Annotated in this window: 16 protein-coding genes; 4 read left to right on the top strand and 12 right to left on the bottom strand. The window is 44.2% G+C overall.

Translation table 11 applies throughout. The features are described from left to right. Positions 1-10: 10 nt before the first annotated feature. On the bottom strand, positions 11-784 hold the full coding sequence (locus RAH45_RS09525) for a sulfite exporter TauE/SafE family protein (RefSeq protein ID WP_238060311.1): 774 nt from the start codon (positions 782-784) through the stop codon (positions 11-13). 425 nt (positions 785-1,209) lie between these two features. On the opposite strand from RAH45_RS09525, the gene RAH45_RS09520 reads away from it, so the two are divergent. After that, complete coding sequence (locus tag RAH45_RS09520) at positions 1,210-2,187, top strand: glutathione S-transferase family protein (protein ID WP_306495212.1); 978 nt, start codon at positions 1,210-1,212, stop codon at positions 2,185-2,187. Positions 2,188-2,281: 94 nt separating this feature from the next. On the opposite strand, the gene hemB is transcribed toward RAH45_RS09520, so the two are convergent. The 5 genes from hemB to RAH45_RS09495 form a co-directional block, all read right to left on the bottom strand. Next, on the bottom strand, positions 2,282-3,289 hold the full coding sequence (hemB, locus tag RAH45_RS09515) for a porphobilinogen synthase (RefSeq protein WP_102076928.1): 1,008 nt from the start codon (positions 3,287-3,289) through the stop codon (positions 2,282-2,284). Between the two features lie 252 nt (positions 3,290-3,541). After that, positions 3,542-5,353, bottom strand: coding sequence for an efflux transporter outer membrane subunit (locus RAH45_RS09510; protein WP_306495211.1), 1,812 nt, complete (start codon positions 5,351-5,353; stop codon positions 3,542-3,544). Next, a complete protein-coding gene (locus RAH45_RS09505) occupies positions 5,350-8,598 on the bottom strand; it encodes an efflux RND transporter permease subunit (protein ID WP_306495210.1) in 3,249 nt (1,082 codons plus the stop codon). Before RAH45_RS09505 ends, RAH45_RS09510 begins: the two co-directional genes overlap by 4 nt. Positions 8,599-8,632: 34 nt before the next feature. Then, entirely contained in the window at positions 8,633-10,027 is a 1,395-nt protein-coding gene (locus RAH45_RS09500) for an efflux RND transporter periplasmic adaptor subunit (RefSeq protein ID WP_306495209.1), read from the bottom strand. A 681-nt stretch (positions 10,028-10,708) separates the two neighbouring features. Continuing rightward, positions 10,709-11,638 carry a polyprenyl synthetase family protein gene (locus tag RAH45_RS09495; protein WP_198328746.1) on the bottom strand — a complete coding sequence of 310 codons (930 nt, stop codon included), beginning with the start codon at positions 11,636-11,638 and terminating at the stop codon, positions 10,709-10,711. Positions 11,639-12,381: 743 nt separating this feature from the next. Here RAH45_RS09495 and rplU point away from each other — a divergent pair. From rplU to lolA, 3 genes are all read left to right on the top strand, one after another. Then, a complete protein-coding gene (gene rplU, locus RAH45_RS09490; RefSeq protein WP_144297745.1) occupies positions 12,382-12,693 on the top strand; it encodes a 50S ribosomal protein L21 in 312 nt (103 codons plus the stop codon). A 91-nt stretch (positions 12,694-12,784) separates the two neighbouring features. Continuing rightward, positions 12,785-13,042: a 50S ribosomal protein L27 gene (gene rpmA, locus RAH45_RS09485; protein ID WP_055123782.1), complete on the top strand. Its 258-nt coding sequence runs from the start codon at positions 12,785-12,787 to the stop codon at positions 13,040-13,042. A gap of 341 nt (positions 13,043-13,383) precedes the next feature. After that, a complete protein-coding gene (gene lolA, locus RAH45_RS09480; protein WP_198328735.1) occupies positions 13,384-14,085 on the top strand; it encodes an outer membrane lipoprotein periplasmic chaperone LolA in 702 nt (233 codons plus the stop codon). 119 nt (positions 14,086-14,204) lie between these two features. Here the strand turns inward: lolA and scpB are convergent, their stop codons facing one another. The 6 genes from scpB to rplM form a co-directional block, all read right to left on the bottom strand. Beyond that, entirely contained in the window at positions 14,205-14,750 is a 546-nt protein-coding gene (gene scpB, locus RAH45_RS09475) for an SMC-Scp complex subunit ScpB (protein WP_191689741.1), read from the bottom strand. A 24-nt stretch (positions 14,751-14,774) separates the two neighbouring features. Further along, complete coding sequence (locus RAH45_RS09470) at positions 14,775-15,623, bottom strand: segregation and condensation protein A (protein ID WP_306495940.1); 849 nt, start codon at positions 15,621-15,623, stop codon at positions 14,775-14,777. Positions 15,624-15,749: 126 nt separating this feature from the next. Beyond that, the gene (gene trpS / locus RAH45_RS09465) at positions 15,750-16,829 is read right to left on the bottom strand and encodes a tryptophan--tRNA ligase (RefSeq protein ID WP_191689739.1); all 1,080 of its coding nucleotides are present in this window, start codon (positions 16,827-16,829) and stop codon (positions 15,750-15,752) included. Between the two features lie 158 nt (positions 16,830-16,987). Next, on the bottom strand, positions 16,988-18,091 hold the full coding sequence (locus RAH45_RS09460; protein ID WP_191689737.1) for an LpxL/LpxP family acyltransferase: 1,104 nt from the start codon (positions 18,089-18,091) through the stop codon (positions 16,988-16,990). Positions 18,092-18,507: 416 nt separating this feature from the next. Continuing rightward, the gene (gene rpsI, locus RAH45_RS09455; protein ID WP_191689735.1) at positions 18,508-18,894 is read right to left on the bottom strand and encodes a 30S ribosomal protein S9; all 387 of its coding nucleotides are present in this window, start codon (positions 18,892-18,894) and stop codon (positions 18,508-18,510) included. A gap of 10 nt (positions 18,895-18,904) precedes the next feature. Continuing rightward, complete coding sequence (gene rplM / locus RAH45_RS09450) at positions 18,905-19,333, bottom strand: 50S ribosomal protein L13 (RefSeq protein ID WP_068407459.1); 429 nt, start codon at positions 19,331-19,333, stop codon at positions 18,905-18,907. Positions 19,334-19,517: the final 184 nt, after the last annotated feature.

Below are 19,517 nucleotides of genomic sequence, written 5' to 3'. Positions count from 1 at the left end.
AAATGACTTATTAAAACAGCACATTGACGTTTCTTATTATCATTATCAGCCCACTAATAACCATGAGTATGAGTAGCATTATTCTAAACTGACTAATCGTCATTCCCGCTAAAAAATGCTTACCAATGATATTGCCGACGACCGCGCCTAACCCTAGTACCAGTCCATATAGCCAAAGTCTGGCAGGGAATACGCCAAAGAAAGCGTAGCCGCCGATTTGCATGATACCCACAAAAAAGGAGTTGGCAGTTTTAGTAGCAATCAGGTTTTCTTTTTCTAGCCCAGCATTCATATAAAAAGGGTTGAGTATAGGGCCGAGACCACCGACCAAAGTACTCATAAAAGCAATGACAAAACCCAAAGGTATAAAGCCGAATTTTGGCATATCAAAGGTTTTATCGACTTTACCGAACCTATATTGGAAGATGGTCGATACCAAAAATACGCCAACCAATAACTGAATCCACCCTGCATCCAAGCGGCTAAATACCAAGGCGGCAAGCCATACCCCTACAATGGCACTAGGAACATAGTATCTGGTCAAGGACCAATCGATGTCATGCCAAAATAGATAGAGCCGTGAGGCATTGCTAATAAGCGTGGCCAAATTGATCACGGGAGGCGTAACGGCTGTTCCTATCATTGAAGAGGTGACAGGTATCAATAGCATGGCCCCGCCGCCGCCAGACACCGTAGAGATGATAAAAGCGACCATGCCAGCGACAAACAAGCCTGCCAAGTGCCAATTCGGGATGGTGTGCAATAGCTCTAAAACACTGGTCACTATAAAATCCTATTCCATCAAATTCTAAAGTATCTTAAATGACTGATAGTATGAGTAGTCGAGATGTTTAAACTAGTAATCTGCTTTATTACAGCCCCTAAAATGCAAACTGCGGCAATACCCCGTAAAACTAATAATAGCTCAGTTCAAAATAACTGGTATTTAATGCTGTTTGAAAGAGACTTACATTATCTTAATCTTTGATAAAGTATGGTGGCACCAACGCTTGCTCATTGTTGTTCCGCCAGACCTGCTAGTCATTAAGCTTTGTTTGAGAGACGAACAAAGCTTTAGGGCTAGGCAACATAGAAATGTTACTATAACTCTTAAAACTAATAACGATGACAGTTATTTAATGCTGATTGTTTGCTAGCAGTCGTTTTTAGTATCCATTCATTTAAAACTAAAATAAATAGGAGCAAAACATGGGCTTATTGGTCGATGGTCAATGGCAAGATAAGTGGTATGACACCGAGGCGAGCGGTGGACGCTTCGTACGCGAAGATGCTGGTTTTAGAAACTGGGTAACAGCGGACGGTAGCGCAGGCCCAACCGGCGTGGGTGGCTTTAAGGCCGAAGCCAATCGCTATCATTTATATGTGTCGCTTGCTTGTCCGTGGGCGCACCGCACCACGATTTATCGCAAGCTCAAAGGCTTGGAAGATATGATTTCGCTGTCTGTCGTGCATCCCTTTATGGGCGATAAAGGTTGGACGTTTGCAGAAGGTGCTGGCGTGATTGCCGATCCGATTGTCAATGCCAGCTATTTGTATGAGGTGTATGTAGCGGCTAAGCCCAACTATACTGGACGCGTCACAGTGCCAATATTATGGGATAAAAAAACCAATACCATCGTTAGTAATGAATCGTCTGAGATTATTCGGATGTTAAATTCTGCTTTCGATGAAGTAGGGGCGACGGACGTTAATTTTTTACCAAAAGCGTTGCTTGCAGAAATCGATACGATTAATGAATTCGTGTATTCAGCGGTCAATAACGGCGTGTATAAAGCAGGGTTTGCCACGACCGAAGCTGCCTATAAAGAAGCAGTAGTGATGCTATTTGACGCGCTTGATACGCTAGAGGTGCGCTTAGCTGACCAACGTTACTTGCTCGGTGATACGATTACTGAAGCCGATTGGCGTTTATTCACCACGCTAGTACGGTTTGATGCAGTATATGTTGGGCATTTTAAATGTAATATCCGCCGTATTGTTGATTATCCCAACCTTTGGGGCTATCTGCGTGATTTATATCAGGTGCCCGGTATCGCCGAGACGGTCAGTATCGAGCATATCAAGGCGCATTATTATACCAGTCACGCCAACATCAATCCCACGCGTATTATCCCCGTCGGTCCGCTGCTTGACTTTAACGAACCTCATGACCGTACGCATTTCTAGCTTTTATTGAGCTTTTTAAATTAAGCTAAGAAAAAACCGCGCCAGCTTCTATAGAAGCTGGCGCGGTTCTTTGTATAAAGCGATTTAATTTATATTAAGCGTTATTCAACTGACGAGCCGCTTCTAGGGCGAAATACGTCAAAATCCCATCAGCGCCCGCACGACGGAAACCAATCAAGGATTCCAAAATCACCGCATCGGTCAGCCAGCCGTTCTGAATAGCAGCCATATGCATGGCGTATTCACCAGACACTTGATACGCAAAGGTTGGTACGCCAAAGGTGTTTTTAACTTCACGAATCAGGTCTAAATATGGCTGACCCGGTTTAATCATCACCATATCAGCACCCTCATTGATATCCATGGCAACTTCGTGCAGCGCTTCGGCGCGGTTGCCAAAGTCCATTTGATACTGCTTTTTATGCCCACCTTTTAAGTTGCCGGCGCTACCAACGGCATCACGGAACGGACCGTAGTAAGCAGAAGCATATTTGGCAGAATAGGCCATGATAGCGGTGTTGACAAAGCCTTCAGCTTCAAAGGCATCACGCATAGCTTTGATACGGCCATCCATCATATCACTTGGCGAGATGATATCAGCGCCTGCGCGAGCGTGGACGAGTGCTTGCTTGACCAAGACTTCGACGGTTTCATCATTGACCACATAGCCGCTGTCATCGAGCAGACCGTCTTGACCGTGAGAGGTATAAGGGTCTAGCGCCACATCAGTCATTACCACCATTTCTGGCACGGCATCTTTGACCGCTTTGACGGCGCGCGCGCTTAAGCCATTTTCATCATAAGCCGATTTGCCATCAGGCGTTTTTAATGAATTATCAATGACAGGAAAGATATCGATAGTGGTGACGCCCTCTGCTAATAATTCTTTGGCATAATTAATCAACAGATCAATCGATAGGCGCTCAACGCCTGGCATGCTAGCGATTGCTTCACGCTTGTTTTCGCCCTCTAAGACAAAAACAGGGGCGATAAAATGCTTAGGATGCAGCTCAACTTCACGAATCATCGCGCGGACATTATCGTTATAACGCAAGCGACGCAAGCGGGTTTCAGGGAATTGACGGTTAAAAGTATAAGTCATGAGGTTTCCTTATTTGATTTTAAGCATGGTTATTTATCAGCTTCATGGAAACAGCTGTTTTAAAGACTGGTTTTTATAAGATTGGTATCATTAAGAGAATAAAAAGGTTGTTAGTATAATTTTGCGCGATAACTGGCACTACTATAACCAATAGTGACTATCGAAAGCAAAAAGCCCTACCAAGTCGGTAGGGCTGATTGTAGATATCGACTATCAAGGTGAGGAAAATTTTCCCACAACCTTTAGAGCTACTTAACGCTCATTAATCTGCGTGACCGGTACTTGCTCAACATTGGCCTCTTTCGTAGTGGTCTTTTCAGTGACCACGCCGACAGCAGCGTCTGTCTTGCCATCATTATTGACATCGACAACAGCCGTTGGGTTAAAAGTTGCTTTCTCTATTGGCTGTGCCTGCTTAATCGCTTGCGCTTCTTGTGCAGAAGCCACGCGAGCTGAGCTGGCAGCTTCGATAGCATCGACCGCTTTGGCTTTATTGCTATTGGCCGGTAGATTGACCAATTGCACTAAGTTTTTATGCGGTACAGGAATGACCGTTGGTACATCAAGGTTGGCACCGCCACCTAGCACTTGATAAAGCTCGATTTGGCTGATGATTTTTTGTAGCTCTAAGTCCAAGATACCTTGTTGCGTTGAAAATAGCGAACGCTGCGCATCGAGTACATCTAGGTAGTTGGCAATACCCGCTTTAAAGCGCGCATCGGCAATCTGATACGTTTGTTCAAAGTTATCTTGCAGACGGTACTGGGCGGCCAACTGGTCGCCCAATGTCGCGCGTGTCGCTAGGACGTCCGATACTTCACGGAACGCGGTTTGAATAGAGCGCTCGTAGTTTGCTAGCGTCTGTTCGCGCTCAATTTTCGCCACATCATAATTGGCATCTAAGCGGCCGGCATCAAAAATAGGTACGCTAATGCTTGGACCAAATGACCAGCCAACCGAACCACTCTTAAATAAATCATCTAAACTGCCACTACTCAAGCCCACGCTACTGGCTAAGCTGATAGATGGGAAGTAAGAGGCGCGTGCTACTTCGATATTGGCACCCGCCGCTTTTAGATTGTACTCTGCTTCCAATACATCAGGGCGATAGCGCAGCAATTCACTTGGTAAGCCGGCGCTAAATATCTGCTGGCTTGTGATATTGCTAACTGCAGGCGCTGGAATAAGATTGGTTGGAATGGGGCCACCGACCAAAAACTGCAGCGCATTACGCGATCTTAAAATACTGCTTTGCGCCTGTAAAACGGCAAGTCTGGCATTCTCTAGTGATGCACTGGCTTGCAAAGACGGCAGTTTGGGATCTATACCCGCTTCAAAGCGTTTATCAGCGATAAATAGAGACTTCTCACGGCTTTCGACCGTCGCTTCAGCCAGTTTTAACTGCGCAAGGCTATAGCTCAAATTGGCATAGCTTTGAGCAATATTACTAATCAAGCTGATTTGGGTGGTGTCTTTCGCTGCCGTAGTCGCTAAGAAGTTCTGTAACGCCTGCTCTTTTAAGCTGGCGATTTTACCCCAAAAATCTAACTCATAGTTGGCCAAGCCAAGATTGACATTATATGAGCTGTTAGGGTTTTTATCCGTTCTGTTTTGCGCTTGACGCGTATAACCACCGCTACCATCAATTCTAGGCAGGTCATTGATATCGGTAATTTGATATTGCGCGCGTGCTTTCTCAATGGCTAGACGTGCACTTTCAAAGTCTTTGTTGTTCTCTAAGCCTAAGGCAATCAGACCTTTTAAGCGCTCGTCGCTATAAAACTCCTGCCAGCGCTGCGCGGCAATACTGGCTTGATTGGCGCTGCTGACGGTTTCTTTGTCGAACGCGCCATAGGTTTGTTCGATAGGCACGTTTGGTTCAGCAAGCACAGGACGCATATCTGCTTTTGGAATGGTGTTACAAGCAGCCATGCTCAGTGCTAAGGCGGTGAGGCCAATGAGGCGACCGCCATTTTTACGCAGTACTGCTAGCGCTGGTTGGGCAGTGGTAGCTATAGTAGCTACCGCTGCTGAGTTTAAGGTAAAGTTTTTTTGAGCACTCATTGTATATTATCTCCAAAGCTTGCAGGCTGATAACTATCAGAAGGCATTGGGTCAGAAGGCGTTGGGTTTTGCGGGCCAGGTGTGCCGTCATCACCGTCATCTTTATTGTTGGGTTTATTATTCTCATATTTGTAAGGGAATAAACTACGTACCCAAATAAAGAACATTGGAATAAAGAAGATACCTAATAACGTCGCGGTGACAACACCACCTACCACGCTGGTACCAATGGCGTTTTGACTGCCTGAGCCCGGACCTGTGGCGATGAATAATGGCACAACACCAAGTCCAAACGCAAGTGAGGTCATGATAATTGGACGCAGACGTTGACGCGCCGCTATCATAACCGCTTCTTTTAGCGTATTACCTTCTTCTTGATGCTCTTTTGCAAACTCAATAATCAAGATAGCGTTTTTGGCTGATAGACCAACGACCGTTAGTAGACCAACTTGCAAGTAGATATCGTTATTAAAGCCGCGTAGCCAGGTAAATATCACCGCACCTAGTACCCCAAGCGGGATAACCAATAGTACAGAGAAGGGGATAGACCAGCTTTCATATAGAGCGGCGAGACATAAGAATACCACCAAGATCGACAGGGCATAAAGCATCGGCGCTTGGGCACCTGACTTTTGCTCTTCAAGTGACATACCCGTCCACTCGTAGCCGATACCTTCAGGTAGCTTTTGCATCATCGCTTCCATCGAGCTCATCGCTTCACCCGTACTAAGACCAGGGGCGGCGCTACCTTGGATATTCATTGACGGTAAGCTGTTATAACGGGTCAGACGCGGCGAGCCTGATTGCCATTCACTGCTTGAGAACGCATCAAATGGAATCATTTCACCGGAATCATTACGTACATACCATTTGCCGATATCATCAGGATTGGTACGACTGCTTGGCTCGCCTTGGACAAACACGCGCTTAATACGACCACGGTCAACGAAGTCATTGATATAGCTTGAACCCCAAGCGGTAGAAATGACGCTATTAATATTAGCCAATGACAGCCCATAAGCAGCGGCTTGTTCTTGATTGATATTAATTTTTAACTGCGGCGCATCTTCTTGACCGTTTGGACGCACGCCTGTTACTTGATCGTTTTGCGCAGCCATACCGAGCAGCATATTACGTGCTTCCAGTAAGCCTTCATGACCGACGTTACCCGTATCTTGAATCATCAAATCAAAACCACTGGCGTTACCTAGTTCGGTAATAGCGGGCGGTACAATCGCAAAGACTTGCGCTTCATTTAACTGGGTAAAGAAATAACCCATCGCTCGACCAGCGACCGCTTGTGCGGTATTTTCATCGCCGCTTCGCTCCGCCCAGTCTGTCAAACGTACGAAAGCCAGACCCATATTTTGACCTTGACCGGCGAAACTAAAGCCTGCCACAGAGAACACAGACGCCACGTTGTCTTTTTCTTGGGTTTCATAATAGTTGGTGACTTTTTCTAGTACTGCTTCCGTTTCATCAAGCGTCGCCCCAGCAGGAAGCTGTACTAAGGTAAACATAATACCTTGGTCTTCCTCGGGTAAAAACGAGCCCGGAATACGTAAGAATACCACGGCCATGACGCCAATAATGGCGGCATAACCGATTAAGTATAACCACTTAAATTTAAAGCTTTTACCGACAGAGTTTTCATACTTACGGCTGACTTTATAAAAAGAGCGGTTAAACCAACCGAAGAAACCTTTTTGCTCTTCAGTAGTTCCTTTCTCGTGGCTTTTACTACGTTTCAGCAAGGTCACACATAGGGCAGGGGTAAAGATAAGCGCCACTAATGCTGACAGTACCATGGCGGTAATCAGGGTAATGGAGAACTGACGATAAATGACGCCGGTTGAGCCACCAAAGAAGGCCATCGGTACGAAAACAGCCGATAGAATCAAGGCGATACCGACAACGATTTTACTAATCTCGCCCATCGATTGTATGGTCGCGTCTTTAATGGAAATATGAGGGTCTTCTTCCAAGATACGCTCAACGTTTTCAACGACAACGATGGCGTCATCGACCAGTAGACCGATGGACAATACCAAGGCAAACATGGTCAATACGTTGATACTAAAGCCAGCGATATATAAGACGGCAAAAGTACCCAGTAATACCACGGGTACAGCAAGCGTTGGAATAATGGTCGCGCGCCAGTTTTGTAAGAAAATGAACATGACGATAAAGACTAAAACAATCGCTTCGATTAGTGTTTTGACTACTTGCTCAATAGACAAACGTACAAATGGCGTGGTGTCATAAGGAACAACGGTCGTCAGATTTTTTGGGAAATTCTGTTCAAGCTCCGCCATACGAGCGCCAACGGCTTCACGAGTTTCAAGCGCGTTTGCACCACCCGCCAAAGAAATACCGAGACCAGCGGAACTCTGCCCATTATAAAGCGCAGTCACACTATAGTTTTCACTACCGATTTCAACTTTTGCAACATCACCTAGGCGAACCTTTGCCCCAGAGGTATCGGTTTTTAATAAGATATTTTTAAATTCTTCAGGGGTTTGTAAATAGCTTTGCACGGTAACCGTGGCGTTAATAACCTGTCGATCCGTATCTGCAGGCGCTTGTCCTAATTGGCCAGCAGACACCTGCGCGTTTTGCGCACGTACGGCATTGACCACATCAGCTGGCACCAAGTTATAACTACGTAGCAGCGAAGGATCAAGCCAGATACGCATGGCATAGGCTGAACCAAACACCTGCACTTCACCCACACCTTCGACACGGCTGAGCTGGTCAACGACGTTTGAGTTGATATAGTCAGCAATATCGCTGTTATCCATACTGCCGTCTTCAGAAATAAACCCTTGTACCATTAAAAAGCTACTAGAGGATTTATTGACGTTGACACCTTGACGCTGTACGGACTCAGGGAGTGAGCTCATCGCGGCTTGCAGTTTGTTCTGTACCTGTACCTGTGCGGTATCAGGATCGGTACCGTTTTCAAAGGTAAGCGTTACAGATGCGCCACCATTTGACGAGCTCGATGATGACATATACATCAAGCCATCAAGCCCTTTCATACGTTGTTCGATAATCTGAACCACTGAATCTTCAACGGTCTGCGCGTTCGCACCAGGATAGCTTGCGCTCACCGAAATGGTTGGCGGTGCAATGCGTGGATACTGCTCAATCGGCAGGTTGATAACCGATATTACCCCGATGAGCATGACCAAAATAGCCATCACCCAAGCAAAAATAGGGCGATCAATAAAAAAACGTGACATAGTATATTCCTAGTCTTCCTATCTTTGAATGGAATTAGTTAGCGGTAGATTCTGCTGGTTTTTTAGCAGAGGTATCTTTACTAGCTGGCTTATCCATCGCTTTTGCAGCTTGCTGCGGCGTTTGAGCAGTTGGCGCGCCCGGCTTAGCAGGAGCAGCATTTGGATTTTCTAAAGGTTTGGCGACGACTTCTTGCTCAGGTTTGACTTTTGAGCCACCGATCACCACCACTTTATCCCCTGCTTTTAAGCCATCAGTGACGACCCATTGATCTTTGTAGGTGCCATTAATAGTGACAGGACGTACTTGGATTTTGTTATTTTCATCAACGATATAAACTTGCGTTTCGCTTTTCGGTGTCCGCATAACGGCACTTTGTGGCACTAAAGCAGCGTTAGTGATGACGCTTTGAGTCAAGCGCGCACTGACATACATACCCGGTAACAAGATATTATTCTTATTAGGGAAGACTGCACGTAAGGTCACAGCACCCGTTGATTCATCAACTTTTGCTTCTGATAATGCTAGCTCGCCACGTACCGGATACGTTGAGCCGTCCTCTAATACCAACTCAACCGAATTCATACCCGCTTGTGCTTTACCAGCAGTAATTTGCTGGCGTAGTTTAAGCAGCTCAGAGGATGACTGGCTGATATCGACATAGATAGGATCTAAGCGCGAGATGGTCACTAAAGGATCTGGTTGTCCGGCGCTAACCAAGGTACCAGCAGTAACGCTAGAGCGGTCAGTACGACCAGCGAGCGGCGCTCGTACGATAGTACGGTTGAGATCTAGTGTACTGGCTTGTAAGTTTGCTTTTGCCGTTTGGATGCCAGCTTTAGCACTCTCAATACCCGCTTCGGTTTGTCCAATCGCCGCACGTGCGCTTTCGACTGCTGCTTGCGCCGTACGAACTTGGGTAACCGCTTGGTCGTATTGCTGCTTTGAGATGGCATCAATTTCGATCAAGCCTTGCAAACGATTTAAGTCATTTTGTGCTTGTGATAAAGACGCTTGGCGACTGACCAGCTCAGCTTTGGCATTGGCATTGTTTGCCAACGCCGTCTGATAGTTGGCTTCAGCTTGTTGAATGGCCGCCTGCCCACTGGTGATAGACGTCGCGTAGTTATCGGTATTGATACGGTATAAAGGTTGATCTTTTTTAACGTTGCTGCCTTCACGGAACAACACCTCATCAATAATCCCGTTTACTTGTGGGCGAACGTCGGCGGTTTGGTAAGCGGCAGTACGTCCAGCAAAGGTTTGTACTTGCGGTACGGTATCTAGAGTGACAGTCTGAACGTTGACGACGGCAGGTGGCATCTGCTGCTGCGCCGCTGCCCCAGCTGCGTCCTCATTTTTATCACAGCCGACCAATACAGCGCCAGATAGTACAGATGCTATTACAAGCGCAAGAGTAGAGTGCTTCATCAATGTCCTCGGCAATATAAATATCATATAATAATTACAGTTTAAAAAGTTTATGGATAAATCTTAACGAAGTAAATATGAAACGTAATATGTCTTTACCGCTGTTAGAGTTCATTACTAAATAGATAATATAATAACTAAACAAAGAACAATCGGCTAAGCAGATTTAAAGTAATGCATGATTATAAACTATAGGGTATACCCCACAGTCAAGATGCAAAAAAATCTTCATCTACCTTGTGATAAGCTCATTTCTCAATAAATATCTAACAAACATTGATAATACAAGCGTAACCTTCTAAATACTTTGTAAGATTGATAATCAATACAGCGACAAAATATTGTTAAATTTTGTTTTTTTAAATACGATTCAGAGATAGTAGCAAGAAAACCATATAAAAATACAGTAGAAAATGGCATGTACAGAAAAACGGTGTTTTAGCAATACTTAAGTGTGAACGCTAAAATCTCAGGGAAAAATAAGAACAATTGAACGAAGAAAGCGATGGGTAATGAAAAAGCTGCGTGTATAGCAACCTTATTCTCTCATTTTATTTATTTCATTATTATAAAGTACAACTTAACTAAAAATTAAATGGTCACATACTTTTTTATTGATGCCTAAACGTTTTAAGCATTAATAATATTTTTAAGCATCTATAATATATAGGCTAGCAATATTTACACTAACCGCGCGCTGGCAAGTTCAGTCAGCTGATATAGCCCTTGACGGTAGCGGTTGTCAGGTAAGCTGCTTAGCGCTTGCTGAGCCAGTTTGGTTTCTTCCAAAGCACGCTTTTTACAGTATTCAAGCGAACCTGACTGACGGACGAGCTCGATAAGCTGCTCAGCGTTTGGCGTTTTACCCGTTTGCACTGCAAGTCGTAATTGCTTATAGCCTGCTTTATCGCTGTCTTTTAATAATTCAAGCGCCTTGATGGTTGGCAATGTAGGTTTACCTTCTGCCAAATCATCGCCCAAATTCTTGCCCATCACTTCACTATCGCCACTGTAGTCGAGTACATCATCGACGATTTGAAAAGCGTTACCGAAGTGTTGACCAAAATCAGCCAATGCTTGCAAGTGCTCGGTTTTATTTTGCAAAATAGCCGCGCCTTGGGTCGCCATCATAAATAAGCGCGAGGTTTTGCCATCGATAATATTGAGGTAGTCTTGTTCAGTGGCTGCAGGGTTATGCTGATGCTGTAGCTGTAAGACTTCGCCCTCAGCAATATCACAGGTGCCATCGGAGAAGACCTGCAATAACGGCAAGCTTTGAAAACCAACCAACAGATTAAAAGCGCGAGCAATCAAATAGTCGCCGACCAGCACAGCAGTGGCGTTGTCCCAAGTGGCATTAGCCGTTGGTTTGCCTCGGCGTTGACCTGACTCATCAATCACATCATCATGTACCAAGGTTGCCGTATGCAGCATCTCAGTAATCGCCGCCAGATGCATCGCTTGCTGCGATGGCTCGTCGTTAAACATACGGGCGCACAATAAGGTAATCAGCGGGCGCATACGTTTGCCACCAGCATTGATTACATGCTGCGAGACGCTCATTACCAGTTGCACTTTAGAATTCAAACTGCCAAAGACTTGCTTATCCATAATCTCAAAATCGTTAGCAACGATACTTTGGATATTAGCATAGCTTAGCGTATCAGCAGAGCTTGGCGTACTGGTTAGAACGTTTAATGGCGTGGTCGAGGGTGCGGCGGCGTTCGATAAAGAATTACTGGTCATAATAAGTCGTCATACTAATGAAAAATGGGTTTAGATAGCGGTCTATTTATAATAATGCTTGCAGCAAATAATAGTTAGGCTAGCGTTTGACGCATAATAGCATAGCTGTTTAGGTCAATGGTTGATTTAAGTATAGCAGAAAGTAAGTTAGGACTTTTAATATAGCGACGTGTTGTCCTTTTGATTTCTATCATTTTTAAAAGTTAACTGGTTAGATTTTTTTAATGAGCCACTTACATTAGCAATATTTTATTAATAATAGTCGTTAATAAGGTTTATATTTACAAAAAACTGTAAGTTACTGATTATATAAGCTATAATAGCGGCTGTTGGATTTTAACCCATTCGCGTTTGATATAGTGTATCTACATAGAGCGGTTTATCTTAACATCGGTAGTCACTACCTTTGCCAGTGAAATCTATCGCTTTTTTAGAGACGTATATCAATCGCTATGATTGTTATTACCACCTTGCAAAAACAAGAGGCGCGGCTTGCTTTTATGAGCAAAAAGCCGTAAAATCTTGCCTTTAATTTTTCCCTGTCGTGTTCGTTATTGAAGCGTTGATATAATATCAGCCACGGCACACGGGTTAAACGGAGTCAGACAATGTACGCAGTAATCAAAACTGGTGGTAAACAGCACCGTGTTGTGGTCGATGAGCTTTTAAAAGTTGAATTACTAAAAGCAGAAAAAGGCGAAACAATCAAATTTGAAGACGTATTGATGGTTGTTGACGGTGAAACTGTCAAAATCGGTCAGCCTGTCGTTGAAGGCGCTAGCGTAGAAGTTGAAGTGGTTGAGCATGGTCGCGGCGAAAAAATCCGTATCATCAAGCACAACCGTCGTAAGCATTATCACAAAGAGCAAGGTCACCGCCAATGGTATACCTTGTTAAAAATCAAAGCCATTAATGCCTAATTATTCACTTAGCAATTACTGCTAAATAGCGCACTAAATGCTTAAGAGTTGTCGCATTAGCGATAAGTCACATTAACAAGGAGATTTTCTCATGGCACATAAAAAAGCTGCCGGTTCGAGCCGTAATGGTCGTGATTCAAACCCAAAAATGCTAGGCGTTAAAATCTTTGGTGGCCAAGCTATCACAGCTGGTAACATCATCGTACGTCAACGTGGTACAGAATTCCACGCAGGCGAAGGCGTTGGCATGGGTCGTGACCATACTTTATTTGCACTAAATGACGGTGTGGTAAAGTTTGCGACCAAAGGTAAATTCAACCGTCGTTATGTTATGGTTGAAAGCGCATAATTGCCCATCTAGGTTATGTAGTTATTCACTACAATAATTCGATGACTAAAAAAGCCCTTATTACCCTTTGGTAGTAAGGGCTTTTTTATGGCGCTCATTTATACGAAAAGTAAAGAATAAACAGCGCCATATGCCGTGTAACGCTATCGGTTACAAGCGTGTATGGCAGCGGTAGTAATGATTGCAAATCATGACTAGGCGTGTAATAAAAAAACTGGCACACTGTCTGCATTGTTTACTGACGTCGATTTTTTGGCGCGAGATAAGCACTTATTGAAAACAAAAAATTTAATTAACACGTATTATTTTTATGCAACTTTGCATTTGAGAGAGGATTTATAATGACTGTATTAACGAAAAAGCCACTTACTAAAAAGATCACTTTAAAACAAAAATTAATGGGCGGTGCTTTAACGGGCGTATTGATGACTGCACTTGGGGTGGCAGCGCCGATGGTAGCATTGACCCAAACAGCAAGCGCTGCTCCTGCGGATAATTTAACGGCTGCTAAACGCTTAAATAAGCTACTAAGCAACACCAAAAGCATGTCTGCTAATTTTAGCCAAACCACCAAAGGTGCGAATAGCGGTACTTTTAGTGGCACCATGAGTGTTCAGCGTCCAAATAACTTCCGCTGGGAAACCAAATCACCGTCAGAGCAGCTTATTGTAGCGAATGGCAGCTCAATGTGGGTTTATGACAAAGACTTGGAACAAGCGACCAAGCAAAATGTCGATAGCCAAGTAGGTAACACGCCAGCGTTATTGTTATCAGGTGACCCAAGTAAGATTGATAAAAACTTTAAAATCACCCAACCTTATGCCAATAAAAACTACTATGTGCTCTATCCAAAATCAGATAGCGCCAGCTTTAAGAGCTTATCGATGAGCTTTAGTGGTGGCAAACCTGTGATGATGGTGCTGAATGATACGCTAGGACAGACCACGACGATTAAGTTTAGCGGTATTAAAATGAACCCAAGTATCAATAGCAGTCAGTTTAAATTCACGCCGCCAAAGGGCGTTGATATTATTAATCAATAATTCTTTTACTGATTAAGCCTATAAAAAAAGGACACGCTTATAAAGCCTGTCCTTTTTTATTGCTATAAGTCCAAGATATACAGATTTTACTTTAATCAATAGGAAATAACGACTTGGTACTAAGACAAAGCTTTGATGGCTTCCATATCGGGCAGTGGCGGTAGCTCATCTAAATTGGTCAATCCAAACGCATCTAAAAATTGCGCTGTGGTATGTAGCAATGCAGGGCGTCCCAAGGTTTCTTTATAACCTTTCTCTTCAATCCAGCCTTTATCAAACAGTTGACGCAAGATATTACTTGATAGCGTCACACCGCGCACATGCTCGATGTCACTACGGGTCACCGGCTGCTTATAGGCGATGACACTCAAGGTTTCAAGCAGGGCTTGGCTCAGGCGCTCTTGACGCTGAGGAAAGACACGCTGGATTAATGCACTATAGTCGTCGGCAACTTGCAGTCGATAGCCGCTAGCCGTTTCATGTAAGGTCAGCACACCAGTATCTAAACGTTGTTGTAATAGCGCTAACGCTTGCGTAAGCTCTTTAGTGTTTAATGACAGATATTTTTTTAAAATACTGGCAGTCAGAGGCGCTTCTGAAGCGTGCAGGAGTACTTCGATATGCTTGCTGATTTCTTCTAAATCTTGATTTTGCTTATCTGTCATTGCACGTATTCTCTGTTAAAACCATTAAGCTAGCCACTGTAACGTTAATTGTCCTATATGGCGGTCTGCTGCGGTTTCATTATGGGCAGCTGATTGGCTTTCTGGGTTATTATTCACGACACCAACCAACTGCCGTTTCATTAGCTCAAGTACCGCGACAAAACTGACTACGACGCCTACTTTACCTTGGGATTTATCCAGTAGCTCATAAAACGAGCGCGCACCATACGTGCTTAGTTGTCTGCTAATACTGGCGATACGATCAGAAAGGGGTACGGCATCAACTTTAATGGTATGCATTTGATAGTCGGGCTGTAGCTGCATTTTAAATAAGCTATCAATCAAAAGGTTTGGCGAATAATTGGGTAATTCGGCATTCATAACGTCTTGACTTGGCATACTGACCAGCGCTAAAAATACATCGCGCTCAAGACGCACGAGATTGTCCAAACGCTGACTGGCCACTTTGATTTGCGCATACTCTTCAAGGCGTTCAATCAGCTCAGCTTTTGGGTCGCGCTCATCGCTTGGCGTTTCAGGCTTTGGTAGCAGCAGCTCGGTTTTAATGGCAATCAAGGTCGACGCCATCAGCAGATAGTCACCGGCCAATTCAAAATGTTCGGTATCCAGCTCACCGATATAAGCCAAATACTGCTCAGTAATCGGCAATATCGGCATTTGGGTGAGATCGACATTGTTCTTTTTGACCAGATATAATAAAAAATCTAAGGGTCCAGCAAATTGCTCAAGCCAAATGGCAAAGGCTTGCGGTGGTACATAGAGATCTTCTGGTAGATGCTGCACCGGCGTCTGATAAATACGCAGCGCCATATCATTATTGATTGAAATACGATGTTTGCTATTGTTATCCATAAACTTAGCGTTTTCATCCACGCTTACGGAAAATGCGGCCTTTGGTAAAGCCGCTGTTTTATTTTTCAATACTGTCTGCACCTTTAGCATCCGCCCTGATTACTGTGAGTAAAAGCAATCAAAGACTTACTTAAGCTTAGCGAGGGGGCGAATGCCAATAGCACGGCGAGTTTTATCGAGCTGTTTACGGCTATGGCGACGGGCTTTTTCTGCGCCCATTTGTAAGATTTCTTCTAGCTCTTTTGGATTGGCCATTAGCGCTTCGTAACGAGCACGGAATGGGGCAATCTCGCTATTGATTTTATCAAACAATGCTTGCTTGGCATCACCCCAGCCAATGCCAGCTGCATATTGATCACGCATATCAATAATCTCTGCAGGCGTCGCAAAAGCTTTATAAATCTCAAAGAGGGCAGAATCATCAGGGTCTTTTGGCTCAGCAGGCAACTGCGAGTTAGTCACAATTTTCATGATGGCTTTATACATCTGCTTTTCAGGGCTGACTTGCGGATTAGGCTCACCAAATAAAGGAATGGTATTGCCATAGCTCTTACTCATTTTACGGCCATCAAGCCCTGTTAATAGTGGGATATCTTCATCAACAACCGCTGACGGTAACGTAAAGAGAGGTTTATAACGATGGTTAAATGTACCAGCGATATCACGTGCCATCTCGATATGCTGTACTTGGTCACGACCGACGGGTACATGAGTCGCATTGAACATCAAGATATCAGCCGCCATCAGCACTGGATAGCCAAATAGACCCATATTAATACCTTGATCTGGATCAACGTCGGCTTTTTCGGTATTGATATCGACTGCCGCCTTATAAGCGTGCGCGCGGTTCATCAGCCCTTTGGCGCATGAGCAATTTAAAATCCAAGCCAATTCTGGAATCTCTGGCACATCTGACTGACGATAAAAGGTCACACGTTCAGGGTCAAGACCGCAAGCAATCCAAGTCGCGGCAATGATTTTGGTCGATTCATGAATGACAGCAGGGTCATAACAGCCGATAATGCCATGATAATCGGCCAAAAAGAAAAACGCCTCATCATTACTATCTTGAATAGATTGAATGGCTGGGCGAATAGCACCAACGTAATTACCTAAATGAGGAATGCCCGTCGGTTTGATGCCGGTTAGGATACGTTTACTTTCTTGTTTAGAACTGTCTACAGCTGCGTCAGTTTGAGTACTCATGAAAAATCCGTTATTTTATTTCTCACATCGTTATTTATGCAGATGAGTTATTGATATGAGTGAGTTATTAATAAGTTATCGAGGTAAGTAATAGGGCTGATAAAATACCAGCTGCAAAGTATAGCAAATTTCGCAGCTATTTTTTGGGGAATCAAAACCTACTTATAAATATCGGTACGACCGTTAGGGCCGTTTTTAAAGCGACGATGGAACCACATCCATTGGGTAGGATCGATACGAATCAAGCCTTCTAGCACCTCATTAACGCGGGTCGCGTCAGCAACCTCATCATCGCTTGGATAATTGTCTAGCTCTGGTGTGATGGTCAGATGATAATGCGGACGTTTGCCTTTGGGCAGGTTATCAGGTGTTTGCCGATAAGTATGCAGCGCCATGAGTGCGGGTGGGTTTTGCTTGTCACCCAATTTTGCCATCCGCCGAGATGCGGTAATAGTAGCAGCGGGCACACCAAAGAACGGCGCCATGACACCTTGTTTTAAACCATAATCTTGGTCAGGTGAGTACCAAATCACGTGCTTAGCTTTAATAGAATTAACAAGGCTACGCATGTCACGGCTGGCAATCTGCTTGCCAAAAATCTTAGTACGTCCGTTATAAATGAACCAATCAAGAAGCGGATTGTTTTGCGGGCGGTACATACAATCGGTGGCAAAAAACTGCGTACAGAGCATGCCGCCAAGATCGAGCATTGTATAATGCGCCCCAAGTAAAATCACTGGACGACCTTGGTTTTGGGCATTCACTAGGTGCTGTAAGCCCGAGATAGACACCGTACGGGTAAAAATATTGGGACGATACCAAGCGCACAAGGTTTCAAACACACCGATACCTTGATTGACAAACACTTGCTTTGCCATCAACTCGCGCTCAGCTTCGGTCTTTTCTGGAAAAGCCAATCTTAAATTAATTAAGGTATCACGTCTGCGCGAGCCGGCCAGTTTATAGATTGAAATACCCAGTTTACGACCCAACCAAAACTGCCAACGCAGCGGCAGATATATCATCGGCATGATAATTGCCAATAACAGCCAGATGCCCCAATATTGCGGCAATAAAAACTGCCACTGAAAGGGTTTTTTTTCTGCTTGCGCTGTTTGCTTATGCGTTTGCGTAATTGTAGGCATGCCAGCAGGAATGGCGGGCGACTTAACCATGTCGTTTTGTTTATCATGCTTACCTGTAGGCGGCGGCATACCCATTTTTGATGGGTTACTAGGATCGTATTGTTCGGGGGCTTTCATAATGAGCACAGTGTAATAAAAGTTATTATTATGATGGGGGAGCGCGTCCAAGTTTGCAAGCAAGTTTTAATAAACTAACGACAACGAGAGCTAAGGACTTTTAAACTATTAGGCATTTAAACAATATAGTCAAAATATCCTAAAAACACTACGGTACTGCTGATATCAATTTTTTTTAGCCTCTGTCTGCGCAGGCACAGCAAGCAAGAAAAATTGATATCAGCAGGGCATGATGTATCGATATTACTTTTCACTCACTATAGAATTAAAACAGCAGCGCTAAAAAACAGCCATAAAAAAACCTTATAAACTGTGACCAGCTTATAAGGTTTTGCAAATCTACTCTTTTGCTTAATACGGCTGCAGCGACTCTGAGAAAAAGACGCCAGCAGTAAAAGCCAAAGAGATAGCTTTGATTAACGTTTTGAGAATTGTGGACGTTTACGTGCTTTACGTAGACCCAATTTCTTACGTTCAACTTGACGTGAGTCACGAGTAACAAAGCCAGCTGCTTTTAGAGCAGGTTTGTTGGCTTCGTCAAGCTCAATCAATGCACGCGTGATGCCGTGACGGATTGCGCCCGCTTGACCACTGATACCGCCACCTTTTACAGTGATGTATAGGTCATAAGCAGTAGGTGATTCAAGGAGTTCTAAAGGCTGACGAACAACCATGCGCGATGTTTCGCGGCTGAAGTACTCATCAAGTGGTTTGCCGTTAACAACGATAGTACCAGTACCTTTCGCTAAAAAGACACGAGCGGTAGAAGTTTTGCGACGACCAGTTCCGTAATTGCGTTCCATAAGTATATCCTTAGATGTCTAGTTCTTTAGGTTGCTGAGCTTCATGTGGATGTTCTGTACCCGCATATAGTTTCAGCTTTTTGATCATCGCGTAGCCAAGAGGACCTTTTGGAAGCATACCCTTAACCGCTTTATGTAGAACATCTTCAGGCTTATGTGCAATCAGCTTGGTGAAGTTGGTTTCTTTAATACCACCTGGGTAACCACTGTGACGATAGTACTTTTTGTCTTGCGCTTTTTTGCCCGTTACCGCGATTTTTTCTGCGTTGATAACAACGATAAAATCACCAGTATCTACGTGCGGCGTATAACAAGTCTTGTGCTTGCCACGTAAGCGACTAGCGATTTCAGTAGCTAAGCGACCAAGGGTTTTGCCGTCAGCATCTACGACATACCAGTCATGGGTCACTTCAGCTGGTTTTGCACTAAGTGTTTTCATGATAAAACCTTAAAATTAGAATTCGTTGAGAGTTTAGCTGGGAACGGGGCTCTCAAAAAACAGACTGCACATTATAAGCAGTAGCGCCTACGCTTGCAAGCTGCATTGGGGTTTATTTTCGCCTTATATACATTAAACTGCAGCGTTGGCCAGTTTTTTAGCGGTTTTAAACATTGATGAAATT

It is taken from the genome of Psychrobacter sp. van23A (assembly GCF_030845275.1).
In the GTDB taxonomy this organism is placed as follows: Bacteria; Pseudomonadota; Gammaproteobacteria; order Pseudomonadales; family Moraxellaceae; genus Psychrobacter; species Psychrobacter faecalis.
This window is presented reverse-complemented; position numbering and strand designations above follow the sequence as displayed.